At 60.8% G+C, this 26,990-nt stretch carries 24 protein-coding genes; 18 read left to right on the top strand and 6 right to left on the bottom strand.

Annotated features, from left to right (window positions below):
- The first annotated feature begins 61 nt into the window (after positions 1-61).
- Entirely contained in the window at positions 62-2,269 is a 2,208-nt protein-coding gene (gene katG / locus FJ419_RS12085) for a catalase/peroxidase HPI (protein WP_140692147.1), read from the top strand.
- A 66-nt stretch (positions 2,270-2,335) separates the two neighbouring features.
- On the opposite strand, the gene FJ419_RS12080 is transcribed toward katG, so the two are convergent.
- Positions 2,336-3,013, bottom strand: coding sequence for an MIP family channel protein (locus tag FJ419_RS12080; RefSeq protein WP_140692144.1), 678 nt, complete (start codon positions 3,011-3,013; stop codon positions 2,336-2,338).
- 329 nt (positions 3,014-3,342) lie between these two features.
- Here FJ419_RS12080 and FJ419_RS12075 point away from each other — a divergent pair, with 329 nt between their 5' ends.
- The 3 genes from FJ419_RS12075 to FJ419_RS12065 all read left to right on the top strand — a co-directional run bounded on the left by FJ419_RS12075 (position 3,343) and on the right by FJ419_RS12065 (position 5,968).
- Entirely contained in the window at positions 3,343-4,635 is a 1,293-nt protein-coding gene (locus FJ419_RS12075; protein ID WP_140692141.1) for an RsmB/NOP family class I SAM-dependent RNA methyltransferase, read from the top strand.
- A gap of 94 nt (positions 4,636-4,729) precedes the next feature.
- On the top strand, positions 4,730-5,191 hold the full coding sequence (locus tag FJ419_RS12070; RefSeq protein WP_140635058.1) for a PaaI family thioesterase: 462 nt from the start codon (positions 4,730-4,732) through the stop codon (positions 5,189-5,191).
- Positions 5,192-5,329: 138 nt separating this feature from the next.
- Positions 5,330-5,968, top strand: a complete 639-nt coding sequence (locus FJ419_RS12065; protein ID WP_140692138.1) for a 5'-methylthioadenosine/S-adenosylhomocysteine nucleosidase — start codon at positions 5,330-5,332, stop codon at positions 5,966-5,968.
- Positions 5,969-5,980: 12 nt separating this feature from the next.
- Here FJ419_RS12065 and FJ419_RS12060 read toward each other — a convergent pair whose 3' ends face one another.
- A complete protein-coding gene (locus FJ419_RS12060) occupies positions 5,981-6,298 on the bottom strand; it encodes a hypothetical protein (RefSeq protein WP_140692135.1) in 318 nt (105 codons plus the stop codon).
- 87 nt (positions 6,299-6,385) lie between these two features.
- Between FJ419_RS12060 and FJ419_RS12055 the strand changes: the two genes are divergently transcribed.
- From FJ419_RS12055 to FJ419_RS12045, 3 genes are all read left to right on the top strand, one after another.
- Positions 6,386-6,868 carry a MarR family winged helix-turn-helix transcriptional regulator gene (locus tag FJ419_RS12055; RefSeq protein WP_140692131.1) on the top strand — a complete coding sequence of 161 codons (483 nt, stop codon included), beginning with the start codon at positions 6,386-6,388 and terminating at the stop codon, positions 6,866-6,868.
- Between the two features lie 58 nt (positions 6,869-6,926).
- Positions 6,927-8,492 (top strand): glutamine-hydrolyzing GMP synthase, encoded by a 1,566-nt coding sequence (gene guaA / locus FJ419_RS12050; RefSeq protein ID WP_140692123.1) that lies wholly within the window; start codon positions 6,927-6,929, stop codon positions 8,490-8,492.
- A gap of 316 nt (positions 8,493-8,808) precedes the next feature.
- Entirely contained in the window at positions 8,809-10,062 is a 1,254-nt protein-coding gene (locus FJ419_RS12045; protein ID WP_064994668.1) for a tyrosine-type recombinase/integrase, read from the top strand.
- On the opposite strand, the gene FJ419_RS12040 is transcribed toward FJ419_RS12045, so the two are convergent.
- On the bottom strand, positions 10,043-10,297 hold the full coding sequence (locus tag FJ419_RS12040; protein ID WP_084016063.1) for an AlpA family phage regulatory protein: 255 nt from the start codon (positions 10,295-10,297) through the stop codon (positions 10,043-10,045). The two genes, FJ419_RS12045 and FJ419_RS12040, sit on opposite strands and share 20 nt — an antisense overlap.
- A 582-nt stretch (positions 10,298-10,879) precedes the next feature.
- On the opposite strand from FJ419_RS12040, the gene FJ419_RS12035 reads away from it, so the two are divergent.
- The 8 genes from FJ419_RS12035 (at position 10,880) to FJ419_RS12000 (ending at position 19,606) form a co-directional block, all read left to right on the top strand.
- Complete coding sequence (locus FJ419_RS12035) at positions 10,880-12,268, top strand: sugar ABC transporter substrate-binding protein (protein WP_084016022.1); 1,389 nt, start codon at positions 10,880-10,882, stop codon at positions 12,266-12,268.
- 62 nt (positions 12,269-12,330) lie between these two features.
- A complete protein-coding gene (locus tag FJ419_RS12030; RefSeq protein WP_084016024.1) occupies positions 12,331-13,287 on the top strand; it encodes a sugar ABC transporter permease in 957 nt (318 codons plus the stop codon).
- A gap of 11 nt (positions 13,288-13,298) precedes the next feature.
- On the top strand, positions 13,299-14,159 hold the full coding sequence (locus tag FJ419_RS12025; RefSeq protein WP_064994671.1) for a carbohydrate ABC transporter permease: 861 nt from the start codon (positions 13,299-13,301) through the stop codon (positions 14,157-14,159).
- The gene (locus tag FJ419_RS12020) at positions 14,156-15,097 is read left to right on the top strand and encodes a ribokinase (protein WP_064994672.1); all 942 of its coding nucleotides are present in this window, start codon (positions 14,156-14,158) and stop codon (positions 15,095-15,097) included. The genes FJ419_RS12025 and FJ419_RS12020 overlap by 4 nt, the downstream gene beginning before the upstream one ends.
- Entirely contained in the window at positions 15,094-15,867 is a 774-nt protein-coding gene (locus FJ419_RS12015) for a glucose 1-dehydrogenase (protein WP_064994673.1), read from the top strand. Before FJ419_RS12020 ends, FJ419_RS12015 begins: the two co-directional genes overlap by 4 nt.
- Positions 15,860-16,654: an HAD-IIA family hydrolase gene (locus FJ419_RS12010; RefSeq protein WP_064994674.1), complete on the top strand. Its 795-nt coding sequence runs from the start codon at positions 15,860-15,862 to the stop codon at positions 16,652-16,654. The genes FJ419_RS12015 and FJ419_RS12010 overlap by 8 nt, the downstream gene beginning before the upstream one ends.
- A gap of 27 nt (positions 16,655-16,681) precedes the next feature.
- Positions 16,682-17,797 carry a sn-glycerol-3-phosphate ABC transporter ATP-binding protein UgpC gene (gene ugpC, locus FJ419_RS12005; RefSeq protein WP_064994675.1) on the top strand — a complete coding sequence of 372 codons (1,116 nt, stop codon included), beginning with the start codon at positions 16,682-16,684 and terminating at the stop codon, positions 17,795-17,797.
- Positions 17,798-17,836: 39 nt separating this feature from the next.
- Positions 17,837-19,606, top strand: coding sequence for a phosphoenolpyruvate hydrolase family protein (locus FJ419_RS12000; protein WP_064994676.1), 1,770 nt, complete (start codon positions 17,837-17,839; stop codon positions 19,604-19,606).
- Here FJ419_RS12000 and FJ419_RS11995 read toward each other — a convergent pair.
- Positions 19,598-20,053, bottom strand: a complete 456-nt coding sequence (locus FJ419_RS11995) for a hypothetical protein (protein WP_140692109.1) — start codon at positions 20,051-20,053, stop codon at positions 19,598-19,600. The genes FJ419_RS12000 and FJ419_RS11995 overlap by 9 nt on opposite strands.
- A 336-nt stretch (positions 20,054-20,389) precedes the next feature.
- On the opposite strand from FJ419_RS11995, the gene FJ419_RS11990 reads away from it, so the two are divergent.
- The 3 genes from FJ419_RS11990 to FJ419_RS11980 are packed head-to-tail and all read left to right on the top strand — an operon-like array spanning position 20,390 to position 24,124.
- Positions 20,390-21,541, top strand: coding sequence for a Tm-1-like ATP-binding domain-containing protein (locus FJ419_RS11990; protein ID WP_245322047.1), 1,152 nt, complete (start codon positions 20,390-20,392; stop codon positions 21,539-21,541).
- Complete coding sequence (locus tag FJ419_RS11985) at positions 21,528-22,361, top strand: phosphoenolpyruvate hydrolase family protein (RefSeq protein ID WP_064994677.1); 834 nt, start codon at positions 21,528-21,530, stop codon at positions 22,359-22,361. The genes FJ419_RS11990 and FJ419_RS11985 overlap by 14 nt, the downstream gene beginning before the upstream one ends.
- Before the next feature lie 20 nt (positions 22,362-22,381).
- Positions 22,382-24,124 (top strand): FAD-dependent oxidoreductase, encoded by a 1,743-nt coding sequence (locus FJ419_RS11980; RefSeq protein WP_064994678.1) that lies wholly within the window; start codon positions 22,382-22,384, stop codon positions 24,122-24,124.
- A 143-nt stretch (positions 24,125-24,267) separates the two neighbouring features.
- Here the strand turns inward: FJ419_RS11980 and FJ419_RS11975 are convergent, their stop codons facing one another.
- Entirely contained in the window at positions 24,268-24,948 is a 681-nt protein-coding gene (locus FJ419_RS11975; protein ID WP_064994679.1) for an HAD hydrolase-like protein, read from the bottom strand.
- Between the two features lie 23 nt (positions 24,949-24,971).
- The gene (locus tag FJ419_RS11970) at positions 24,972-26,552 is read right to left on the bottom strand and encodes a hypothetical protein (RefSeq protein WP_224655860.1); all 1,581 of its coding nucleotides are present in this window, start codon (positions 26,550-26,552) and stop codon (positions 24,972-24,974) included.
- Positions 26,553-26,990: the final 438 nt, after the last annotated feature.

Genomic DNA, 26,990 nt, shown 5'->3' with positions numbered 1-26,990 from the left:
GAAAAATCAACCTCGGCACAATTCAACCACGGCAAAACCTCGGCAGAATCGGGAGACTAAGATGGACGCGAAAACCGACGACAACAGCGCTGGCAAATGCCCGGTGGCACATGGATCCGCACGGACCAACCGCGACTGGTGGCCGAACCAGCTCGACCTTGCCGTTCTCCACCAGCAGTCGAACCTCTCGGACCCGATGGACGAAGATTTCGACTACGCCAAGGAGTTCGCGAGCCTCGACCTCGATGCGGTGATCGCAGACCTGCACAAGGTCATGACGGATTCGCAGGACTGGTGGCCGGCCGACTTCGGCCATTACGGGCCGCTCTTCATCCGTATGGCCTGGCACAGCGCCGGCACCTATCGCATCGGCGACGGCCGCGGCGGCGCCGGCGCCGGTCAGCAGCGTTTCGCGCCGCTGAACAGCTGGCCGGACAACGCCAATCTCGACAAGGCGCGCCGGCTGCTGTGGCCGGTCAAGCAGAAATACGGCCGCAAGATTTCCTGGGCCGACCTTCTGATCCTCACCGGCAACGTCGCGCTGGAATCGATGGGCTTCAAGACCTTCGGCTTCGCCGGCGGCCGCGCCGATGTGTGGGAGCCGGAGCAGGACGTGGACTGGGGCTCCGAAACCAAGTGGCTTGGCGACGAGCGCTATTCAGGCGACCGTGAGCTTCGCGGCCATCTCGGCGCCGTGCAGATGGGCCTCATCTACGTCAACCCGGAAGGCCCGAACGGCAAGCCGGATCCGGTCGCGGCCGCGCGCGACATCCGCGAGACCTTCGGCCGCATGGCGATGAACGACGAGGAAACGGTGGCGCTGATCGCCGGCGGCCACAGCTTCGGCAAGACGCATGGCGCCGGCGACGCCTCGCTGGTGGGCGCCGAGCCGGAAGGCGCCGGCATCGAGGCGCAAGGCCTCGGCTGGTCGAGCAAATACGCCTCCGGCATTGCCGGCGATGCCATCACCTCGGGCCTCGAGGTCACCTGGACGACGACGCCGACCAAATGGAGCAACAATTTCTTCGACAATCTCTTCAACTATGAATGGGAGTTGACGAAGAGCCCGGCCGGCGCCCATCAGTGGACTCCGAAAGGTGGCGCCGGCGCCGGCACTGTTCCGGACGCGCACAACGCTTCGAAGCGCCACGCGCCGGCCATGCTCACCACCGACCTCGCGCTGCGTTTCGACCCGGCCTATGAGAAGATCTCGCGCCGCTTCCACCAGCATCCGGACCAGTTTGCCGACGCCTTCGCCCGCGCCTGGTTCAAGCTCACCCACCGCGACATGGGCCCGGTGGTGCGCTATCTCGGCCCGCTCGTGCCGAAGGAAGAGCTGATCTGGCAAGATCCGATCCCGGCCATCGACCACGAGCTGGTGAGCGAGGCCGACATCGCTGCGCTCAAGGCCAAGATCCTGGCGTCCGGCCTGTCGGTGTCCGAGCTGGTCTCGACCGCCTGGGCTTCGGCCTCGACCTTCCGCGGCTCTGACAAGCGCGGTGGCGCCAATGGCGGCCGCATCCGTCTGGCGCCGCAGAAGGACTGGGAGGTCAACGAGCCGGCCCAGCTCGCCAAGGTGCTGGCCAAGTTGGAAGCCATCCAGAAGGAATTCAACACAGACCAGACCGGCGGCAAGAAGATCTCGCTCGCCGACCTCATCGTGCTAGGCGGCGTCGCCGCGGTCGAGAAGGCGGCGAAGGACGGCGGCACCGAGGTGAAAGTACCCTTCACGCCGGGCCGCATGGACGCTTCGCAGGAGCAGACGGACGTCGCTTCCTTCGCCGCGCTGGAGCCGAAGGTAGACGGCTTCCGCAACTATGCCCGCAGCAGGTTGCCGATGTCGGTCGAAGCGATGCTGGTCGACCGCGCCCAGTTGCTGACGCTGACCGCGCCGGAAATGACGGTGCTGGTCGGTGGCCTGCGCGTGCTCGGCGCCAATACCGGCGGTTCCAAGCATGGCGTCTTCACCGACAGGCCTGGCCAGCTCACCAACGACTTCTTCGTCAACCTGCTCTCGATGGCCACCGTCTGGGATCCGGCGGCCGGCTCCGAGCCCGGTTCGGACGAGGTCTACGAAGCGCGCGACCGCAAGACTAAGGAGGTGAAGTGGACCGGCACCCGCGCCGACCTGATCTTCGGCTCGCACGCGCAGCTGCGCGCGCTCTCCGAAGTCTACGCCTCGGCCGACGCCAAGGCCAAGTTCGTCAAGGATTTCGTCAAGGCATGGACGAAGGTGATGAACGCCGACCGTTTCGAAATCGCGAGATAAGGTCGTACCTCCCAAGCAAAAAAGGCGCGGGTCATGCCCGCGCCTTTTACTTTTATCGAACCGCGGTCAGTCTTTTTCGAAAACGCCGGCCTTGGCGACGACGCCGGCGATCGCGCCGCCGATCAGCGGCGCGACGATGAACAGCCAGAGCTGGCCGAGCGCAGCAGCCCCCGAAAACAGCGCCGGGCCGATCGAACGGGCCGGATTGACCGAGGTGCCGGTCACCGGGATCATGGCGAAGTGGATGCCCGCCAGCGTCAGGCCGATGACCAGGCCGGCAAAGGAGGTGGTGTGCTTGGCGTTGGTGACGCCGAGGATCACCGTGACGAAGGTGAAGGTGCCGATCAGCTCCCACAGGAAGGCCGAGCTCATGCCCCATTTCGTTTCGTCCCAGCCATTGGCGCCGAAGCCGCCGGTGTGGCCGCCGGCCTGGCCGGAAACGATGATCCACAGCGCCAGCGAGGCGATAATGGCGCCAATGATCTGCGCGATCCAGTAGGGGGCGACGTCCTTGGCCGGCATCCGCCCCGCCAGGAACACGCCGAGCGTCACCGCCGGATTGAGATGCGCGCCCGAGATCGGGCCGATCGCATAGGCCGCGGCGATCAGGCCGATGCCGAACGCCAGGCCGATGCCTTCCTGTCCGAGCGGCAGCGCGCCGCCGAAGCCGCCCGTAACCACGGAGGCGGTGCCGATGAACACCAACAAAAACGTGCCGAGAACTTCTGCCAGATAAGTCTTCATTGCCCTCTCCTCATAGGACCCGCCAAACCGCATTTCCCGCGTCGCGAATCACCGCCGGAAGAGTATTCCTGCGGACAACACTTGCAAAGCCGGGAGGTTAAGCCGGTGGGCTTTCTTGCAGCCGTCAATCAAAACATTAGAAGTCTTTCATATTCTGATCGATTGTTCTTGTCCCCCGGCCGCACTGCTCAACATGGAAAAACCGTGCGGCCAAACCGCCGGTCTTGAAACGCCATTTCATCGGCAAGCCGAACGGAACTGTTTCAATCCTGGCCGGAAAGGCTTTATGAGCGGGCTGGAACCGAATTGTAACAGCTACGGAAAACAGGATGCGACTGGGCGGAAGGCTGGCGGCGGCCATAGAGGTTCTTGAAGACATCGGCCGGCGCCACCGGCCGGTGGCCGACGCGCTGCGCGACTGGGGCCTGTCGCATCGCTTCGCCGGCGGCGGCGACCGCGCGGCGATCGGCAACATCGTTTATGATGCGCTGCGCCGCAGACGCTCAGCCGGTTGGCTGTTCGGCGAGGACACGCCGCGCGCCATCGGCTTCGGCGCGCTTCTGTTGGAATGGGGCCAGACGGCGCAGTCGCTCAACGACGCGCTCGACGGCGACAAATTCGCGCCGCCGCTGCTCAGCGCGTCCGAATTGAAAGCGGCTGCCGAGCGCAGGCTTGGCGAGGCCCCCGATGCTGTCCGAGCCGATGTCCCGGACTGGTGCGCGCCGCTGCTCGAGCAAGCCTATGGCGACGCCTGGGTCAAGGAAGGCGCCGCCCTGGCGCAGCGCCCGCCGCTGGATCTCAGGGTCAACACGCTCCAGGCCGATCGCGTCAAGGTGCTGGCCGAGCTCCAGGGCACGGGTGCCGCGCCTACGGCAATCGCGCCGCATGGCATCCGCATCCCGCCGATCGACGGCGACGGCAGGCATCCGAACGTGCAGGCCGAGCCTGCCTTCCAGAAAGGCTGGTTCGAAGTGCAGGACGAGGGCTCGCAGCTTGCCGCCGCGCTTGCCGGTGCCGCGCCCGGCATGCAGGTGCTCGACTATTGCGCCGGCGCCGGCGGCAAGACGCTGGCGCTATCGGCCGAGATGGACAATCGCGGCCAACTCTTCGCCCATGACGCGGAGAAGGTCCGGCTGGCGCCGATCTTCGAGCGCATCCGCCGCTCGCACAACCGCAACGTCCAGGTCGTCAGCAAGCCCGCGGAGCTTGCGCCGCTCGCCAACCATATGGACATCGTGCTGATCGACGCGCCCTGCACCGGCAGCGGCACCTGGCGGCGCCGGCCCGACGCCAAATGGCGATTGACGGAAAGGCAGCTCGATGCCCGCAAGGCAGAGCAGCAGGCGATCCTCGACACCGCGCAAGCCTTCGTCAAGCCGGGCGGCCTGCTGGTCTACATCACCTGTTCGGTGTTCGACGCCGAGAACGGCGAGCAGGTCGCCGCGTTCCGCGCGCGCCATGGAGGCTTCGCGCCGGTCGATCACCGCCAGCTGTGGGACAGCCGCTTCCCGGGCCATGAAGAGGCCGCGCGTATTGCCGATGCCGGCGGTATCTCGCTGTCGCCGGCGCTCAGCGGCACGGACGGGTTCTATCTCCACGCTTTGCGCAGGACTGCCTCTTGAAGACAGCCGGCTTTTGCTGCGCTGCAGCATAAAAGATTGCCTGTCTTGCCTGGCTCTGCAATAAACTTCGCCAGCAATGTGAGGCAAAAGCGCCATGGCGGCAGCCAAGATCGTACCCGCTCCGGATTTCGAGGAACGCGTCAGGGCGTCCTTTGCCCGCCAGGAGGCGATGGCGACGATCGGCGCCGAGCTGACGCTGGTGACGCCCGGCATCATCGAGATCGAGATGCCGTATTCCGCCTCGCTGACCCAGCAGCACGGGTTCCTGCATGCCGGCGTCATCTCCACCGCGTTGGACTCCGCCTGCGGTTACGCGGCCTTTTCGCTGATGCCGGAGAATTCCGGCGTGCTGACCATCGAGTTCAAGGTGAACCTGCTCGCGCCGGGCAGGGGCGAGCGGTTCCTGTTCCGCGGCTCCGTGACCAAACCCGGCCGCACCATCATCGTCGCCGACGGCCAGGCCTACGCCTTCGCCGCCGACGGCGAGGCCAAGCTGATCGCCACCATGACCGGCACGATGATGACGGTGGTCGGCCGCGACGGGATAGAGGGGTGAGGAGCGGTCCGCGCAGCGGACGAAAAGCCCCCATTGGCTTTTCGAGCGACGAACGCCAGGAGCCATAGCGAAGGGCCGGCAGGCGGCGAGGGCACATTGTCGCTTTCTTGTCGTCGTAGCAAATAGGGATAAAGCTTCATGACTGTCGAAGTGTCACGCCTGTCGCAAAAATCCGTTCTCTTCATCATGGCGGTCGAGGCCGAATACGGCCCGCATCTGAAAAACCTGTTCACGCCGCTGATGACCGGGGTCGGCCCGGTCGAGGCCGGGGTCAGGCTGGGCGCCGAGCTCGCGGCGTTGAAGGCTGAAGGCGCGCTTCCGGACCTGGTCGTCTCGCTGGGCTCGGCCGGCAGCCGCAGGCTGGAACAGACCGAGATCTACCAGGCCGTGTCGGTGAGCTATCGCGACATGGATGCTTCGCCGCTCGGCTTCGAGAAGGGCGCGACGCCTTTCCTCGAACTGCCGGTGTCGGTGCCGCTGCCCTTCGTCATTCCAGGCATCAAGACCGCCACGCTCTCGACCGGCGGCGCGATCGTCTCCGGCGTTGCCTATGACGCCATCGATGCCGACATGGTCGACATGGAGACCTTTGCCTGCCTGCGTGCCTGCCAGCTGTTCGGTTTGCCGCTGATTGGGCTCCGCGGCATTTCGGACGGCGCGGCCGATCTCAGGCACGTCAACGACTGGACGGAATATCTGCACGTCATCGACGAGAAGCTCGCCGCGGCCGTCGCCTTGCTGGAACAGGCGATCGGCGGCGGCCTGCTTGATGGCTGACTGCCGATTGGATCAGGCAGCAAGGCGTTGCGGATCACCGAAATCGATGCGTGAAATGCGTCCACGAGGGGCGCCTGTCGCATCGATATAGTCGATTGCCCCCGGTGTATGATCGAGTTTCCACGCGCCGGCGGGGCCGTTTTTCCATTCGACCTTGTAGCCGTCGTCAAGCAGCGTCCAGGTCCCGTGAAAGCGCGTGCCATCCGGCAGGAGCATGTGCGCCCGATCGTTGGTTTCATAGTGGATGAAGGCGTTCTTGCCGCTCATGTCGATGACATGCGTGGTTCCGACCATGATAATGGCCAGCGCGTCCCTGTTCAGTATCGTCATTGTTCCTGTCCGCGGGTTTGCGTTTCTCGAATGGCCTCGACGCCAAGAATATCGTCAAGTATCTTGACCATATGGAGTTCGAATTAAATGGTCAAGGAGCTTGACGAAAAAACCGACGGGCTGCCCGATCACGTCGGTTGGCGGCTGTGGCAGGCGAGCCGTGCCTGGCAGGCGGAATTTGCCGCTGCCATGCGGGCCGCTGGCCACGCCTGGTTCAGCGAAGCGCGCGCCGGGCTGCTTGGACACATTCCGCGCAACGGCACGCGCCAGTCGGCATTGATCGAGCGCGCGGCGACCTCCAAGCAAGCGGTTCAGCAATTGCTCGACGGGCTGGAGGCGGAAGGCGTGCTGGAGCGATTGCCCGATCCACGGGACGGGCGCGGCAAGCTCGTGCGCTATACGCGCAAAGGCCTGGATGCCTTGCGCGACGGCGATCGCATCAAGCTTCAGATCGAACGCGGCTATATCGATCGCATCGGCGAGCAGCGGTTCGCGGCGCTGATGGACGCCTTGCGCTCACTTGACGCCGGGCAGGGCGATGCATCGGGAGAAGCACCAGCATCGAAGTGAACGGCGCGACCGCGCGCAACCCATTGCGCCGACTCGTTTCTTTCTCTAAAGGCTCGCCATGACGACGACAGCCAATCATCCCGACACCGTTCTGATTGTCGATTTCGGCAGCCAGTTCACGCAGCTCATCGCCCGCCGCATCCGCGAGGCCGGCGTCTTTTCCGAGATCGTGCCGTTCCAATCGGCCGAAGCGGCCTTCAAGCGCATCAAGCCGAAAGCGGTGATCCTGTCGGGCGGCCCGGCCTCCACCACTGATATCGGCAGCCCGCGCGCGCCGCAGGTCGTCTTCGACGCCGGCGTGCCGGTGCTCGGCATCTGCTACGGCCAGATGGCGCTCTGCGTGCAGATGGGCGGCGTCGCCGAAAGCTCCAATCATCGCGAGTTCGGCCGCGCCTTCGTCGAGATCGAGAAGGAGAGCCCGCTGTTCGAAGGCCTGTGGGCGCCCGGCCAGCGCCACCAGGTGTGGATGAGCCATGGCGACCGCGTCATCGAACTGCCGCCGGGCTTCAAAGTGCTCGGCAAGTCGGAAAGCTCGCCCTTCGCCATTTTCGGCGATATCGAGCGCAAGATGTACGGCATCATGTTCCACCCGGAAGTGGTGCACACGCCGGATGGCGCCAGGCTGCTCAGGAACTTCGTCCACAACATCGCCGGCATCGAAGGCGACTGGACGATGCGCGCCTATCGCGAGCACGCTGTGGAATTGATCCGCAAGCAGGTCGGCAAGGACAAGGTCATCTGCGCGCTCTCGGGCGGCGTCGACTCCTCGGTCGCCGCACTTTTGATCCACGAGGCGGTCGGCGACCAGCTGACCTGCATCCTCGTCGACCACGGGCTGATGCGCAAGGACGAGGCCAAGGGCGTGGTGGAGATGTTCCGCCAGCACTACAACCTGCCGCTGATCCTGGTCGACGCCTCCGACCGCTTCATCTCGGCGCTGGAAGGCGAGGCCGATCCTGAAAAGAAGCGCAAGACCATCGGCCGGCTGTTCATCGAGGTGTTCGAGGAAGAGGCGAAGAAGCTCGGCGGCGCCGATTTCCTGGCCCAGGGCACGCTTTATCCCGACGTCATCGAAAGCGTCTCCTTCTCCGGCGGCCCGTCGGTGACGATCAAGTCGCACCACAATGTCGGCGGCCTGCCCGAGCGCATGAACATGAAGCTGGTCGAGCCGCTGCGCGAACTGTTCAAGGACGAGGTGAGGGCGCTCGGCAAGGAGCTCGGCCTGCCCGAAAGCTTCATCGGCCGACATCCTTTCCCCGGCCCCGGCCTTGCCATCCGTTGCCCGGGCGGCATCACGCGCGAAAAACTGGAGATCCTGCGCGAGGCCGACGCCATCTATCTCGACGAGATCCGCAAAGCCGGCCTCTACGACGCCATCTGGCAGGCCTTCGCCGTGCTGCTGCCGGTGCAGACGGTGGGCGTGATGGGCGACGGCCGGACCTATGAATTCGTCTGCGCGCTGCGCGCCGTGACCTCCGTCGACGGCATGACGGCCGATTTCTACCACTACGACATGAACTTCCTCGCCGCCGCTGCCACCCGCATCATCAACGAGGTCAAGGGCATCAACCGAGTGGTGTATGACGTAACGTCGAAACCGCCCGGGACAATTGAGTGGGAATAAAGGTCGGTCGTTCGCCAGCATTCGGCGACTATCGAAGAAACTTCATTAAACCTCTGAATCTTATCTTCTTTTCTCTCTAGGTCTATCGCTGACTATCGCCCCTAAGCGGAATCATTTGACGGTATATCTGACGGCATTCCTTTTCGCGTCATCTTCGCTGCAGACTGATGCCGTCAGTGCGCCGGACTCAAGCATGTTGGCATCTTTCGAGGTAAGGCATTGAATCCAATGGGCTCTCGCAGAGCCTTGACGGTAAAACGAATGACGGTAAAATTAGGCGTTTCACAATCCTAGATGCGCCCGTCCGTCTCCTCCTATGCTCACAGATATCGCACTTAAGAAGCTGAAACCAAAAGATAAAATATACAAAGTCACTGATCGTGACGGTATGTACGCGACCGTGGCTCCCACAGGGCAGATATCATTCCGATACGACTACCGAGTAAATGGTCGGCGAGAGACAGTGACGCTTGGCCGCTATGGGGAGGGAGGCATCTCGCTTGCAGAGGCGCGTGACCGCTGTCTTGCCGCACGAAAAATGGTTGCAGCCGGAAAATCGCCAGCCCAGGAAAAGCAGCGTGACAAGCGGCGCCTGTCTGGGACGGCCACGTTCGGCGATGCTGGCAGAAGATGGTTTAAAGAGGCGAAGATGGCGGACAGCACGCGCTCGATGCGCAAAGCCGTCTTTGATCGCGACATCTTGCCGATTTGGGACAAAAGGGTCCTCGCAGAAATAACATCGGACGATTTGCGGGCGCTGTGCGCAAAGGTGAGGGACCGTGGCGCACCGGCAACGGCCATTCATGTCCGGGATATCGTTAAGCAGGTCTATGGTTATGCCATTCTGCACGGCGAGAAGATCGCCAATCCGGCGGACGAGGTAGGGCCAGCTTCCATAGCCACCTTCGAGGCGAAAGACCGGGCGTTGTCACCCGCAGAAATTCGACTCATGCTGAAAGAGTTGGAAAATGTGCCGACGTTGTCGACCATTCGGCTGGGCGTAAAGCTGATCCTGCTCACGATGGTTCGGAAAAGTGAGCTTCTGGACGCGACGTGGGATGAGGTTGACTTCGAGAACGCGCTATGGAGCATTCCCAAAGAGCGAATGAAACGGAAGAAGCCACATAACGTCTACCTGTCCCGCCAATCCCTCGACATCATGATTGCGCTTAAGACTTGCGCCGCGAACTCTCGATACGTGCTTCCATCTCGCTACGACGCCGACGAACCCATGTCGCGCGCGACCTTCAATCGGATTACGATGGCGATTGTGGAACGCGCAAAACAACAAAATCTGCCGCTAGCTCCCTTTACCGTGCACGATCTACGGCGGACCGGGTCCACGCTCCTAAACGAGATCGGATTCAATCGCGATTGGATCGAAAAATGCCTTGCCCACGAAGACAGTCGCTCCTCCCGGGGCGTCTATAACAAGGCTGAATACGAACCGCAGCGGCGCCACATGCTGCAGGAATGGGCCGACATGATTGAAGCGTGGGCGGCTGGCAATAAACACGCACCCACACTGCAGCCGATTTCCGGGGCAGCCGTCATCCTCGATCCGATTTGACGGGCCTTCTCTTCCGTGACCGCACGTCTGGTCCTGGGGCCAGTTCGATTGAACCGGCAGAGGACGCGTTCCGCCGTTCCTGAATCCAGGCTTCGACTTCTCCCAGGTCCCAAACGACGCAGCGGGGGGTCAGATTGAACCGTCGTGGGAACTCGCCTCGTTGTTCCATTTCATAAATGGTCGTGTCCGATAGCGGGACGATTTCTCGCAACTGTGATCGGCGAACAGTTCGCACGACCTGTCGCGCCGCAATGTGAGGTAGAACCGGAAGGGAGCGATCCGCTGGCGCGGCCTCTATGCCTTGGCAGCTTTCGTGTTGAGTTTGCTTCTCCCGTTTGACCATTTGCATACCAAGGGCTCCTTCGGGCCAATGATCGCGCATCTGCTTCAATCTGAGTATAGCTCTCAACTACGATCGCATCGTCTCGTTTGACCAACCGGCGAGCTTTGCGATGGTCGAAAAGCCTAGGTCTTGCTCAGGAGCACACCCACTTCGCGAGCCTCAATGACAGTTTATTACGCGCCGATCCGCAAGAATGAACGGCGGCAATGGGGTACCTCCCTACGGCCTGCTGGTAGTTGTCGTCACCGGGCAGCGTCCCGATCGCACGGAAGGGCGCGGGCAAAGACCAGCACCACGGAGGCAGTATTCCTGATGGGGATACTGCAACACCTTTAGATTCCGGTTACCCGTTTTTACCCAGTTCGCCTGGTGCATTCAGAGCGAGGTATTTGGAAATCGCTTATGGTGGCTTTGGGCGAACTCGGGATGGAGGAGTGGACCCAGAAATTGGCAAAATGCCCCAGGGAGGATTACATGGGTCGCTCATTCGCCGTACTCTTTACAGGTGCCCGTCGCTACGCAAACAGCTTGCTTTTGACTTCAGCGTTTTTTGCCGTCTCGGCATCGCTCTCCAATTCGGCCGCTGCCGAAACCATGAACTGGCGCCAATTCGAAGGGACCAGCATAACTTGGGCCTACGACATCCACCCGTATGCCGATGCTCTGGCCGCGCAACTTCCCGAGTTTGAGAAGCTGACCGGCATCAAGGTCACGCCGGAACTGTACCCGGACGACTCCTACTGGAGCAAGATGACGATCCAACTGACGACGAAGTCGCCAGCATGGGATGTGTTCGGCACTGGCATTCAGCCCGCGTGGGACCTCGCTCCGAGTGGCGCTCTGGAGCCGCTGGACAAATACCTCGGCGATCCGAAGCTTACCGATGCTGGATATGACTTCAACGACTTCTTCCCGAGCCTACGCTCGGCGCTTACCTGGAAGCTGGAAGATGGCCAAGTCGCAACGGGGGATGGTGGCCAAATCTGGGCAATCCCGCACGCATTTGAGAACATCCAGCTGTTCTACCGCAAGGATATCTTGGACAAATACAACATCGCGGTTCCGACGACTCCGCCGGAAATGGCAAACGCGTGCGAAGAACTCAAAGCCGCCGATCCTTCCATCACGCCGTTGGGCGTCCGAGGCGTGCGTTTCTGGAGCAGTATCCACACCGCCGCAGTCTCGATCGCCCGCTCTTACGGTGTCCACGATTTCGTCGTCAAGGACGGCAAGCTCGACACGGGACTGGATTCGCCGGAATCGATCGCGTTCCACAAGGATTACGTGGACATGATCAAAAAGTGCGCGGCTCCTTCCTTCGCCAATGATAACTGGTACCAGGTCGTGGACGGCATCTCGTCTGGCCGCACCGCGATGGCGATCGACTCAAACATGTTCGGCTTCTGGAACGATGTTGCGGGAAAGCCGGCATCCGGCAAGATCGCCTTCGCTCCGCCGCTTCGCGCACCGAACGCCACGAGCTTCGATTCCAACATCTGGATCTGGGCTCTCGCCATGAACGCGGCTTCCGAAAAGAAGGGCGCGGCCTGGCTGTTCATGCAGTGGGCCACCTCCAAGCAGGTGGCCCTCAAGGGTGCCGTTGCCGGCCAGCTCGTCAATCCGCCGCGCACGTCGACCTGGCAGGACGAGACCTGGACTAAGTACGCTTCGCAGCCCGAGTTCAACAATTTCGTTGACAGCTTCAAAAAGACACAGGACCACGCCGCGCTGGCTTTCACACCGCGTGTCGGCTTCGGCGAAGCTATGAACGCATGGGCTGTGGCGATGCAGAAGATGGTAAACGGCGATGACGTCGAGACAACGTTGAGGGCGCTTGCCGAAGAAATCCGCGCTGGTCTCTGATCAAAAGGAACAGGGCAGTATTATTGCACTGCCCTGTTCCCGCCAACGACGGAGACCACGCCGTGTCATCCCAAGCACTTAAACCCATCGTGCCGGTGGCAGCCGAAGGACCTGGCGCGTGCGCTTCGTCCGGTTCGGATTCGCTGGAGGGGCGTTCCATCGACTGGTTCAGCCTTGCAATCATTCTTCCTGCCGTCCTTATCCTGTTCGGCTTCCTTCTTCTGTTCTTCTATGGTGTCTACCAATCTCTGACTGACCTTCGCCTGGGCAGGCCGATCGCTAAGTTCGTCGGCTTCGCCAACTTTATAGCGCTCGGCAGGACGGCTGATTTCTGGAACAGTGTTCGCGTCACCGTAACTTACGCGCTCTCGTCGGTCGTGATGGAGGCTCTGCTGGGCCTAGCAGTCGCGAAACTGTTCGCCTCCGGCGTGTTCATGGCCAGGGCTTTGCGTCCGGTCATCCTACTTCCCCTCGTCCTTCCACCCATGAGTGTCGCGTTGATGTGGACGACGATGATGAACCCGCAGAGCGGCATCATGAACTATCTTTTGTCCCTGATCGGGCTGGCGCCTTTCGCCTGGATTTCGGATACCAGGACCGCACTGCTTTCGGTGATAATGATTGATGTCTGGACCTACACCCCATTCTTCGCGCTCATCATCTTCGCAGGGCTCCAGGGCATCACGGACGATATTCGCGAGGCCGCCCGCATCAACGGCGGGAAGGCATGGGCCACATTTGTCAACATCGAGCTGCCGCTGGTCGCGCCCCACATCCTGATCGCCGCGATCTTTCGGCTTATCGAGTCCCTGAACCAGTTTGACATCATCTTCGGAACCACGCAGGGCGGTCCGGGAAACTCGACCTCGGCGCTTTCCGTGCAAGCCTACATCACGGCTTTTCAGAACCTTACATTCGGCCGCGGCGCGGCCTTGATGGTCGTCAACTGGCTCATCGTGTTGATCGGCGCGTTCTTTACCGTGAAACTCTGGCGGGCGGTTCGCCGCCGCGTGCAATAGGAGCCAGACCCATGGATTTCACGCGCTCCCTCACGACCAGGATCGTGCTCAACGCAATGGTTCTGATCTGCGTCGCCGTGCTCGCATTTCCGCTCGTGTGGATCGTCATGATGGCGTTGAAGCAGCAGAGCGACGTCATGGCCTGGCCTCCGAGCTTCGTCTTCACTCCCACAATGGACAATTTCCGCGTCCTGTTCGATGCGGCCCAGGCGGGCGCCACGAGCTATGGAACCATCAAGGTCGACTTCCTCAAACCCGTGATAAACAGCGTCGTCATCGCCCTCGGCGCAGTTGTGGTTTCGCTGATCGCGGGAGTCCCTGCCGGCTATGTATTGGCCAGACGCGACATCCCCTACAAGGAAGACATCGCGTTCTTCATCCTTGGGTTTCGCTTCGCTCCCGTTCTCTTGGTGGTGATCCCGCTCTTTAGCTTGTTTCAGTCCCTGGGCCTTTATGACACCTATATAGGCATGATCTGGGTCTACCAGGTCGTGACGCTGCCGATGATCGTCTGGCTGACACGATCCTATGTCGAGGACATCCCGAAAGACATCGAGGAGGCTGCGGCAATCGACGGCGCGAAACCGTTTCGTGTCGTCCTGCACATAGTCCTTCCGTTGCTGAAGCCCGGCCTCATCGGCGCGTCCCTGCTGGTATTCCTCCTTGCCTGGCACAACTTCGCGCTCGGACTGATGCTGAGTTCAACCAAGGCGCCTGTCACCGTCGCGCTGCTGAAACTCCTCAATCCCGGTATCCAATTCTATCCCGTCATGGCCGCCGGGCTGGTCGTTACCATGATCGTGCCGGTTATCCTGATCGTCATAGGACAGCGCCATCTTGAGCGCGGGCTGACCTTCGGAGCTGTTAAATGAACCCTTGCCCCCTGATCTTCTTTGGCACCACGAATCTCGACTTGTGCTTCAATGTGGAACGGCTACCCACGATAGGTGAAAGCTTGATCGGCTCTCTTGTCCGTCACCCCGGAGGCAAGGGTGCCAATCAAGCCGTGGCCGCGGCGAAGCTTGGCATGCGGCCAAAGTTCTTCACGCGCCTCGGCGATGATGAGGCGGGAGACGTCTTAATGCGCGCCCTGTCAGACGCCGGGGTCCTGACCGAGGCGGTCCAGATCGCGTCGGGCGAGGCCTCGGGGTCAGCGCTCGTCATGGTGGCAGACGACGGTAGCAACATGATCATCATCGATCCTGGCGCAAACGCGAATGTCACCGCGGCCGTGATCGACGAAGTCGCGCATCACATAGAGCCCAGGTCCATCGTGGTCGCCGAAATGGGCCTCCCCGTGAATGCGCTGGAGCGGCTTTTCGCGCTGAAGCCCAGGCTCGGCTTTCGCCTTATCTTCAATCCGGCCCCCGTGCGCACCGGGCTCTCTCGCAAGGCCTGGTCCCAGGTCGATTTCGTCACCCCCAACGAGTCAGAGACCTTCGAACTCACAGGAGTGGAAGTCGTCGATCCACAGAGCGCAGCCCGAGCTGCGACGATTCTACTCGAACTGGGGGCCAGGGCAGCCCTCATTACCCTGGGAGAGCGCGGGGCGTTCTATTCGAACGGCGAGGAAAGCTTTCTCCTTCCTTCGTTCCCTGTGGTCGTGGTGGATGCCACGGCGGCAGGCGATGCTTTCAACGGAGGGTTCGCGGCAGCGCTCGCCAGGAATGTGCCTGTCCGCGAAGCGGTCCGCCAGGCCATGGCCGTTGCGGCGCTCTGCGTCACGAGAAGGGGCGCACAGCCGTCAATGCCCACCGCCGCAGCTGTCGACGAGTTCCTGAACCACAGAACATTACTGGAGATACGATGACATCACCAATTTTCACGATGTCCGGCAAGACGGTTCTCGTCACCGGCGCGGGCGGCGGTATCGGTGCCGCCATCGTCAACGCCTTTCTGGCGAGCGGTGCCAATGTCGTGGCGACCGATGCGAGCAGTGAGGCGCTCACCCGGACCTACGGCATGGTTGAAGCCAACGGCCAACCGCTCACGCTCGCCATGGACGTGACGAGCGAACAGGACATCGTCCGCGTCCTCGACATCGTCGCCGAGCGCTTCGGACGACTGGATGTTCTCGTCAACAACGCCGGGATCAAATCGGCGGAGTCGCTTCTTTGCGGCGACAAGGCCAAGATCGACCGCACGATGCTGATTAATTCTGACGCGGTGCTCCTCTGCTCCAAGTCGGTCGTGCAACGATTTCTTCGTGACGGCGGCGGACGCATCGTCAACATCGGATCATCCCTGTCGTCGCAGGGCGCCGTATTCAACTATCAGGCAGGCGGAGCCGACTACTGTTTCTCCAAGGCCGTAGTCCACGATCTCACAAAACTTCTCGCCTATGAATGCGCACCCATGGGCGTCAACGTGAATGCCGTCGCGCCGGGCATAATTGATACGCCCATGCATGGCCGCCCAAAGGAGGAGACCGAAGCAAGGCATGCGGGTCGCATCCCGCTGGGACGGGTCGGATCGCCGGAAGACGTCGCCGGACTGGCGGTGTTCCTGGCGAGCCCCGCGGCCGCCTACATTACCGGTCAGATCGTTCATGTAAACGGCGGGATGTTGATGAATGGCTGATATGGTTTCAACGCTTGCGTGGCCGCGCATAACGGGGATCGTCTCCGACCTCGACGGCGTCGTCTATCGTGGCAAGAATGCGATCGAAGATGCTGTCGAGGCATTCAAGGCCTGGCAGGCCGAGCGGATCCCATTCTGCTTCGTCACCAACAACTCGACCCACACGGCCGGCGACGTCGTCTCGAAGCTGCGCGGCTTTGGCCTGGAGGCGGGGGAGGAGAACGTCGTCACATCCGCAGTCACCGCCGCGAAGATGATCCGGCAAACCTATCCCGCGGGGACGCGGACCTATGTCATCGGAGCGCCTTCGCTGAAGAAGGCCATCACCGATGCGGAGCTCGAGATCACCGACAAGCAACCGTGCGTCGTGGTCATGGGGCTCGACCGGGAAATCACGTACGAGAAGCTCACGATCGCAGTCGACGCGATCCTCAAAGGCGCGGTGCTGATTGGAACCAATCCGGACCTCCTGCTGCCCACCCAGACCGGTTTCGAGCCCGGGGCAGGTGCCTGTCTGACCGCAGTCTCGGCTGCCGCACGTGTGAAGCCCATCATCGTGGGAAAGCCGGAAGTGCACATGATCGAAGCTGCACTATCGCAGCTCGGCACAGATCGAGCCTCGACGCTGATGATCGGCGACCAGATACCAACCGACATACAGGCCGGGAAACGCGCCGGGCTATGCTCAGTCCTGGTGACCACGGGCGTTCCGCCGATCGACGATCCGTCGCTGCTGGCGCCGGATTTTACCGTATCGAGCCTGAAACAAATATTTTTGAAGCGCTGATGCGCGCCGGCACCTTGGGAGGAAATCATGGCTGAGGTTCGCCTCGAAGGGATCAGGAAGGCCTATGGCAACCTTGAGATCCTGCGCGATATCGACCTCGACATTCGGCATGGCGAGTTCGTGGTTTTTGTGGGTCCCTCCGGATCCGGCAAGTCGACATTGCTGCGCATGATCGGCGGACTGGAGAAGATCACCGGTGGAACGCTCAGGATCGACGACAAGGTGGTAAACAAGATTGATGCCGCGGACCGCAATCTAGGCATGGTCTTCCAGTCCTATGCGCTCTACCCGCATCTGTCCGTCCGCAACAATCTCGCGTTCCCGCTTAAGATGGCAAAGATGAAGAAGGACGAGATCGCCGACCGCGTCCAAGCCGCCGCCGCACTGCTCCAGATCGAGCACCTTCTCGACCGAAAACCAAGGCAGCTGTCCGGCGGACAACGTCAGCGCGTGGCGATCGGAAGGGCAATCGTCCGAGAGCCCAAGGTGTTCCTGTTCGACGAGCCGCTATCCAATCTGGATACCGAGCTGCGTGTCCAGATGCGAGTGCAGATAGCCAAGCTTCATAAGCAGCTGGGCAACACCATGATTTATGTGACGCATGATCAGGTCGAGGCGATGACCATGGCCGACAAGATCGTGATCCTAAAGGACGGGCGCATAGAACAGGTCGGGTCGCCGCACGATCTCTACCATCGGCCCGCCTCAAAGTTCGTGGCGGGTTTCATAGGGTCGCCAAGAATGAACTTTCTGCCCTGCAAGGAGAAAGGCTCCGACCAGGCAAGGACCGAGATTACCTTGAGCGATAAGATGTCCCGTTGGCTGCCGATACAGACGACATCGTCGAAAGGCGGCCGCGCGCTGACACTCGGCATCCGCCCCGACGATTTCGTGGCGCCAACCGGCATGCCGGGCGAGCTCGTCATCGAGATCGACGTCGACTTCGTTGAACATCTGGGAAGTGCGACATATCTCTATGGGACCGCTCTCGGCGACCATGTCGTCGCCCGATCGCCCAACCACCACTTTCCCGCCGGCAACGCCGGGCGGGTATCGCTCGCCGTCTCCGCTGCCGACTGTCACCTCTTCGACCCCGAAGGGAAGGCACTGACGAGGCTGGAGGCGCCCGGGAGCTGGAATTGAACATTGGATCCGCAAACGTGCTAGGATCGCGGCATTCCAATGGGAAAGCCTGAGATAACGGACTTCAAGCAAATCCTCGGCAACTCGCGTTCATTTATCCTGGGAGCCGCGATCGGCTCCGGCATGACAGCGCGGGCCGCCGAGCGCGCGGGGGCGGACTTCGTGCTAGCGCTCAACGCCGGCCGGTTCCGTGCGATGGGGGGGTCGTCTCCGGCGTCGATCTTTCCCATCCGCAACAGCAACGAATTCGTTGCCGGTTTCGCCCGCTCCGAAATCCTCAGGAGCACAAAACTCCCGGTGTTCTTCGGCGCCTGTACGTTCGACCCTCGGCTCGACCTCGATCGCTTCCTCGACAACATCACCCGATGGGGGTTTGCAGGGATCACGAATTTTCCGTCCGTGATCCATGTGGACGAGGCGCGCAGGTCGATTCTCGAGGGCTGCGGCCTCGGATATGCGCGCGAGGTCGAACTACTCATCAACGCCGCGGCGCGGGGGCTGATGACGATCGCCTACACCCGCACGCAGGCTGAGGCCCGCCGAATGGTCGAAGCGGGCGTGGGCGCGATCTGCATGAATTTTAATCTCAACCCTGCTGAAACTGCCGTGTCGTCGTCGTCCATCGGCCTGGCGGAACTCGCCGCCCGAACGGGAGACATCGCCCGGGCGGCTCACGGTATCAACAGGAATGTCGTCTGTCTGCTCGGAGGCGGCCCGATCACGAAGCCCCAGGAGTTGATGGACGTCTGCCGCGAGACAGGAACGCAGGGGTTCATAGGCGGTTCTTCCCTCGACCGGGTGCCGCTCGAAATGTCGGTGCTGGAGATGACCTCGGGGTTCAAGACCATCAACGTTCTGCGGGAAAAGGTCGATCTTATGGAGCGGCAGCTCCAGCTGAACGGCTACCGCCATGGCGTGATCGCGCAATCGGCGTTGATGAATCAGGCGCTTGACGCGGCAAAGCGTCTTTCGACGGGCACGAACCCGGTTCTGATCGTCGGCGAACCGGGCACGGGGAAGCGTCGCGTCGCGTCCCTGGTGCATGCCTTCGGCGCGAGAAAGCACCGCAAGCCGGTTACCTTCCCCTGCCGCAAGGCGCCCGGCAACCAGAACGAGATGGCGCTCTTCGGCATGGAAGCGGAAAAGGACGCACGGCGCCGGCTGTCGCTGCTGGAGATGTCAACGGAGACCTCCCTGGTCATTCTTCACCTCAACACACTTTCTGAAGACGGCCAGGAGCAGCTTGCCGATTATCTGGAGCGCGGCACCTTCAGCGCCGTAAACGGCGCGGTTGCGACGCGATCGGAAGCAAAGATCATCGCCACCTGCACCGTGCCGGCCGGAGCAAGCCTGGAAGCGCTGCCCCTATCGCCACGATTGAGAAGCGTCTTCGCCGGACTGGAAATTATCCTTCCTCCCATGCGGGACCGTCTGGAAGACCTTCCTGCGCTCATCCATCATTTCACAGTGGAGACCAAGGGCGATGCGGATGCAAAGGCGCTGACGATCGAAAACTCCGCCTTTTTGGCGCTGGCCAGCCATGCCTGGCCAGGCAATGTCAGGGAGCTTCGCCATGTCGTCGAACAGCTGGCCACCTTGCCCTCGAACACGTCGATCACGGCGGAACGGGTCCTTCCGGTCCTTGGAGCCAAACCGGCAACCAAAGCGACCACTACCCTTTCGGAGAGAGAATGGATCATCGACGCCTTGCGCCGGAACAAGCTTCACCGCGGCAAAGCTGCCGCCGCGCTCGGCATTACCCGCAAAACCTTATACAACAAGATCAAGAAGCACCGCATCCTAGAATGACGTCTCAGCCTTGGCGAGCGAGGGCGCCGGCAGCGACCAAACAGGCAGTTCACTACCCGTTTCGCCCAGACGCACAAGCGACGTGATCGGCGCTATCGGACAGGAAAGGGCCGTCGCCGGTAGATAGAGCATGGCTTCCGGCTGTTTCTCGAACAGGTTCCCTGCCGCGGCTGCGTCTCGATTAGTCGATGTCAGAGCTAAGCCCAAGCCATTCTCCGCGAACCATCTCATGCGCTCCAGCTCAATTGAATTCAGATGGTCTTCGGCCCCCGCCTCCGAGCTGGTTTGTATGAGAGAGGCTGGCGGAAGGTTCACCACGCCGCAGAAACCTTTCTCCGTCAGAGCATCCGCGACGTCCTCCCAAAGCGCGAACGGGTCGATCATCAAGATCGCTGCGTAGCAACGAGCGCCTGCAACGGGCTCGATCTCGTTGAGGCCGCGCAGCAACTCGCCATTCCAGTCGCAAACGGGAAGCGTCGCGATTACAAGGGGAAACCCAGCGGGCAAGGCGCGAAGGCTCGGCGCAAACACGTAGGCGTCATCGGCGCTCGGGGCATCGGTCCAGATCGGTCGGTCTACGATTACCCACCTACCCATATTTACCCATCTCTCCTTCGGCAGCCGATTATCCAGCCTGCCCGAAGCGTTTACTAGTCCTGGGCAACAAAGCAAGAGCGGTGCCTTGGAGGGCGAAGACATGGGAGCTCAAGGTTCGACGTCCCCTCCATCCCCTGCAGGAAGGTACGGAACATCGTGATCGCAGAGACAACCGTTGATAACTCCGTGGCCATTGTCGCGACGATGGACACGAAGCAAGTCGAGGCTTCGTTCGTGGCCGACATCGTCAGGGGCGCGGGACGCAGCGTCTTATTCGTCGATGTGGGCACCTCAAAGGACGGAAGGTTCCGGTCCAATGATCCGGCGGTTCTGCTTGCGGGAATCGCGCGCGAGGCCCGCAAGTCGGTGAACGGACTTTTCGAGACCGGCAAGGTCTCCGCCGTGATTGGCATCGGCGGCGGCAAGGGGAGCGGCGTGTTCGGCGAAGTCGTCGCCGACCTGCCATACGGTTTTCCCAAGCTGCTAGTCTCCAGCGCACGCCCGGCCCTGCTTGCCGAACTGGCCGGGAAGCTGGATGTCCTGCTCTATCCCACGCTGGTCGATCTCTTCGGCGTGAACGGGTTCACTTCGCGGGTGCTTGAAAACGCGGCGCGGGCAATCGCCGCCATGCATTACCTTCCCAAAGCGAAATCACGGCGAAAGATCGTAGCCATCACGTCGTTTGGCGTGACGACCCCCGCGGCCAATGCATGCGTCCGGCTTCTTGGGGACAAGAAGATGGAGGCGATCGTTTTTCCGGCGAATGGCGCTGGCGGTCGAAAGATGGAATCGCTGGTCGACGCGGGTGAATTCGATGCCGTAATAGATCTCACCACGACCGAGCTGGCCGACGAGCTCCTGGGCGGCACCGCCAGCGCCGGACCGGATCGGCTGACTGCAGCCGGGCGGTGCGGGATTCCGCAATTGATCGCTCCCGGCGCCGTGGACATGGTAAACTTCGGTGTCCTCTCCTCGGTGCCGCCCGAGTTCGCCGAGCGCAGGCTGTACGCGCACACACCGTATACGACCCTGCTGCGCACGACGCCTGAAGAGACGAACGCGATCGGACGTCTTACGGCGCAAAAGCTGTCGGCGTCGAGAGGACCCGCGCAAGTCCTGTGGCCCTCGAAAGGTGTATCGGATTACGACCGCGAAGGCGGGCCGTTTCACGACCCCGAGGCGAACCGCGCATGGCTCTCAGGCCTGCGCGCCGCGCTTCCCGGGAACATCCCCGTCCGGGAACTCAATTGCCACATCAACGATCCCGAATTCGCAAGTGCCGCGGTCGAATGGGTACTTGACCACATTGATACGGAGACCGCCGATGAGAATGTTTGACCGCAACGAAATCCTGGCCCGGATCGCCGAGCAGTCCGTAAAAGGCGCCGCGATCCTGGCTGCCGGTAGCAGCTGCGGCCTTGTCGCCAAATGTGCCGCGCTTGGCGGTGCGGACATGCTTGTCGTCTACAGCACGGGCCTCTCGCGGCTCATGGGCCTGCCGACCAGCCGGATTGGGGATTCGAACGCGCGGACCATAGAAATGGCCGACGAGATCCGCAATGTCATCTCCGACGTTCCGGTGATTGGTGGCGTTGAAGCGTGGGACCCGGTCCGGCTCGATCTCGACAGGCTTCTCGACAAGTTTTGGGCCGCTGGCTACTCCGGCGTGATCAACTACCCGACGATTTCGACGATGGGCGACAAGTGGCGCGACCGCCGTGGCCGCGTAGGCCTTGGCTTCGCGCGCGAAGTCGAGATGATCGCCACGGCGCGGAAGAAGGACATTTTCTCAATGGCCTATGTCGCCTCAGCGAACGACGCGGCGGACATGGCCAAAGCAGGCGCGGACTGCATCGTTCCTCATGTCGGCGCCACACGTGGCGGACTGGTCGGCCATGACGAGGGTCAGGCGATCGGCGAGGCGATCGAACGGATTAACCGGATCAACAACGCGGCGCGCACTGTCCGCGGCGACGTCATCCTTCTTGCCCATGGCGGCGCGATAGCCGAACCGCAGGACACCGAAGAAGTCTACAGGTCCACCGATTGCATCGGCTTTGTCGGCGCGTCCTCGATCGAGCGCATTCCGATCGAGCGGGCCGTGAAATCGGCTGCCGAAGCCTTCAAGGCCGTCCCCCTGAACCGCAAGAAACCCTAAGCACGACTGCCGAGGAATCCATGGCCGACACTGTAACCCCACTCGTGACCAAGCAGGAGGACCCCACACACTGGGACGCGGCCTACGACATGGTCGCGATTGGAAGCGGCGCGGCGGGCTTGTCTGCGGCCCTTTATGCTTCCCAGTCGGGACTAAGTGTGCTGGTGACCGAAAAATCCCCAAAGCTGGGCGGCACGACCGCCCTGTCGAACGGAATGATATGGGTACCCTGCTCGCCGCAGGCCTTAGCTGCGAAGGTCGAAGACAGCATCGACAATGCTCGCACGTATCTGAAGGGAGAACTCGGGAATTACTACCGGAAGGAGTTCGTCGAAGCCTATCTGGCGGATGGACCCGAGGCACTCATCGAGATCCAGAAGCACTCCGAGGTCAGGTTCACGCTCGCCGCGGCTCCCGATTACCACTCAAGCCGGCCCGGCGGGATGAACTCAGGCCGCGCGTTGAGCCCCGCTCCGTACGATGGCCGCCTGCTGGACAAGGACTTCGATCTGGTTGGCGATCCCATTCGCGTGGTTCTCGGAGGCATGATGATCTCTTCCGGCGAGGTTGGAAGATTCCTCAATCCCTTCAAGTCGGGGGATTCCACGAAGCATGTCCTGAGGCGCCTGGGGCGCTACATCGGCGACCGGATGCGCTACAGGCGCGGCACCGAGTTCAGCGGCGGAAACGCATTGATTGCGAGGTTCATCAAGAGCCTGAGACAGCTGCAGGTGGATATCTGGACCAGCGCGCCAGCCACCGGACTGATCATAGATCAGGGCAAGGTGGTTGGGGCGGTCATACGCAAGGACGGCAGGGACATGCGCGTGCGGGCAACTCACGGCGTTGTGCTCGCAACCGGGGGGTTCCCCCATGATGCCGGACTTCGCAGTGCTCTCAGCGGCGATCACCAGCATGACCAAAGCCTGGCCCATGCGGACGCCACGGGCGACGGCATCAAGATTGGACTGCAAGCGGGCGGCAAGATCGACAACGAGGTCGCGAGTGCCGGCTTCTGGACACCCGTGTCGCTGCTGCGCGAGAAAGGCGGGCGAATGCAGACGGTTCCTTACGGCTGGCTGGACCGCGGCCGCCCTGGCGTGATCGCCGTCGGCCCGGACGCGCGGCGTTTCGTCAACGAGTCGAACCCGTATCACGACATCTGCATGGCGATGTTCGAGAACGGCTACCCGAAGGATAAGCACTTCTACTTCATCTGCGATCATGAATTTCTCAAAAAGCGCGGAATGGGCCAAGTTCTTCCGTGGCCGTGGACCCTCAGCACGAAATCCTATGAGCGTGCCGGGTACATCCAGGTGGCGGATACCCTCGCGGCGCTGGCCGTGAAGATCGGCCTCGATCCCAAGGCGCTCGCACAGACGATTCAGGAGCATAACGAGCATGCCCGAACGGGTGTCGACCCGTATTTCCAGCGAGGTGAATCCGCGTTCAACCAAACGCTCGGTGATCCTTCCGTTGGCAAGCCGAATTCAAACCTCGGTCAAATCAAGACCCGTCCTTTTGTTGCCTTGCGGATCGTTCCAGCCACCTTGGGGACGGCTACCGGTCTTGCGACAGACACCTATAGCCGGGTGCTCGACCAGTGGGGAAAGCCGATCGATGGGTTATACGCCTGCGGCAATGACGCGACTTCAGTCATGCGAGGGGTCTATCCCGGCGCGGGCATCACAATCGGCCCTGGGATTGTGTTCGCATTCCGCGCGATCAAGTTCATCCGCGACAGCGCATTGCGCGGGCTTTGATATGCAGTTCGGTACCAGGACGTAAAAGACTGGGTCATACCAGTTCCCCATGTCTCCTGCGCCGACCAGGCCGATCTTTTGTCCTGTGTCGTACGCGTTGCGGGTGATGCCGGATCTCCGGTCAGGTCTATTGCATAACTCATTTACGCATTCCGAAAGAAGCCGTACTTTCTCAGAATGGGCAGCAGCTTGTGATGGTCATCGATGATGTAGTCTGGCTGCGCCGCCTGCAAACGTGATTCGGAAACAAATCCGCCTGTAATAGATATGCTGATCAGCCCGAGGTTACGTGCAATATCAGTTTCGATCGGCATGTCGCCAATGATGAAGGTCGACTCGGCACTCAGATTGTTCGTTTGCATGTACACGCCAAGCCGGTCGCCCTTACTCATAGATTTATATTGAGTGGCGCGGCTTTCAAATGCCAGAACCTCGGTAACACAATCGTCGATTCGGAGCCTTCGCAGTTGGGTACGAAGGGGCTCGACTATATGGTTGCTGAGAATGATGGTTGAGACAGCTTGTTGACGCGCCGTTTCCAAAATGAGGCGCGCGCCTTCGCGTAGATCGGCTTTGCTCGCCAGCGGTTCGTACATGTCGTGAAAAAAAGCGCTGTCATCGTTTTCCACTTCTGCGACCTCGCGCTCCGACATTCCAAGATTGCGGTAAAGGATAGAAAGTGGAACCTCGCACTGTTCCCGAAGAGTATGCATATCGATGGCAGCGCGACCGAAGCGGCTCAGAATAGCGTTGGTTGTTTGTAGAAATGCCTCGGCATCGTCAAGCAGGGTCCCGTTCCAATCGAATACAAGAGTAGGTTTCATTATGTGACCTCAGGCAGGCATAGTCAGGTTAAGGCGAGATTGATAGTCGATCTATTCAAATTCTTATTCGCGCGTTTTTCTCCTTCTGGAGTTGGCATGTCGAACGTAAACGGAGATAGATCAATCCCATCGGACCCTCCAGGCAGCAACGATATCAGAGCCTTAAAGGGCAGAAAGGTGATGGACGCAGCGTTGATTGATAGGGCTATTTTGCTTTCGATCATCCTGAGGATTTGCGGTTCGGTTTTATGAAAGCTAAGGCTTTCTTTCCGCTTTTTGGATGGCAGTGTTTTCCATACCTTCCAGAACGCCAGCTCGTCGATCGTCTCGATGCCCATGCCGTAGTAATTCGGTGCGACGATAGGCGGCGAACCGATCGCCCAATGCACAGCCTTCGCTCCGGCAGCATGGAGCATTGCTGTTACAGCCCGGCTTGTATCCCCCCGAATTAGTGCTTCGTCCACCATCATGACAACTCTGCCCCTAACATCGCTCTCTGCATTGACACAGTATTTCTGCGCGATAAGCGAGTTGCGAGTGCCAACGATACCTATAAGCGTCCGCTGCTGAAGTTGTGTTGCGATTACTTCACGTCGCTGGACGAAAGCGCCGTGTTTCTCGGCCAGAGACGCGAACAAGCCGTCGGCGTACGGGCCCCCGGTATGCGGCATGGAGGAAACGACAATAGGGGCAGAGCCCATCTGTGCCGCCACTTTCGGCGAAATAGTTCCACCGAGACTCGCGCCTATATTGTGCCGCGTGGCCAGGTGAGATTGACCTCGTATGGACGTTTCGAGATTTCCGATGTAAAGCGTTTCGTAGACGCAAAGCTTAGGGCTGTATCGGGTATGGCCAACGAAGCTGTCAATGCATTCTCCTGTTTTTCCATCCAAATACTTGATGTGGCCTGGCGAAACTTCCTCCGTGGTGCCTTGTAATCCGGCAAAAGCTGAATTTTCAGAAGCAAAAAGTATATCACCATCTTCCGTTTGCATAAATTCCAGCGGACGTAAACCGCTACTATTGCGGAAAGCGATCAGATTTCCTTCGCCATCTAATACAAGTGCACTCACGGCTCCATCAATCCGATCATCGATATCACGAAAGACATTTTCGTAGTTGACCGGGAGAGCATGCTGCCAAAAAGCTCTTTGGCAAATGTGCTCAATAAGCTTGAGCAGAAGCTCTGCATCCGTTTGGCCGTCGAAGCTATGCCCTCGCGCGTGCAATTCTTTCCGAAGTTCATTAGCGTTGACTAAAGCCCCATTCAACGAAAGGGCCAAATGGCGGCAGCCTGCTTTATGGTTATCAACAGGCTGGGCGACGTTGCCATCGTTTTCCAGGGAAGATGGACTTCGAATATGTGCAATCGCTACATGAGGCCTGAAATTCGCGTCCTGCCCATCGCAATCGATGGTTACCAATTCGCGTGGTGGCCGACACGACCTTATATGTCGAATTCCTTTTGCGTGCATGAACGCTGCAAGACCGAACCCAGCTTGTCCACGATTGTCAAGCTTCGGAACCATGTGCTTGAGCCGATTATAAACCGTCTGCTGTGAATGACTTGAAGGCAACACAAATGCGCCCGCAATACCGGACATCCGACTTTTCCTTCAATGCGGCTCAGCGCGAGCTCGTGGTTTGTTTCCACTTACGCAAGGCTCGTGCCAAGGTCTTGAAGGCACGCCTGACGATGCGCCACATCGTCTACGCGCCCGACGATCGGGATGTCGTCAAGCGGCCCTGATCCGGATGGTGGGACTTGCGATTCGCTGTCCTCGTCAGACGCCAGCTTAGGACTTGTCGCAGAATCGGTGGGTTTGCGGCATTAACACCGCGATTGTCGGCCACATGCGCCATCGGTCGCTTCAGGCGTGTGGTCGGAGAAATGCTGCTGGATTGCGGGATCGCGGTTTCTTATGGGACCATCCGCCGTGGCGTTCAAAAGTGTCCGGTTGAAGACGTTCATGTCTGAAGGCCGACAACAAAGCGGATGCACTCGGTTAGCTTGAATTCTTCGCAGGCAGCATGGGCGACGA

This window comes from Mesorhizobium sp. B2-6-2, assembly GCF_006440615.1.
Lineage (GTDB): Bacteria > Pseudomonadota > Alphaproteobacteria > Rhizobiales > Rhizobiaceae > Mesorhizobium.
The sequence above is the reverse complement of the archived record's forward strand: the minus strand, read 5'-3'. Positions and strand labels throughout refer to the sequence as shown.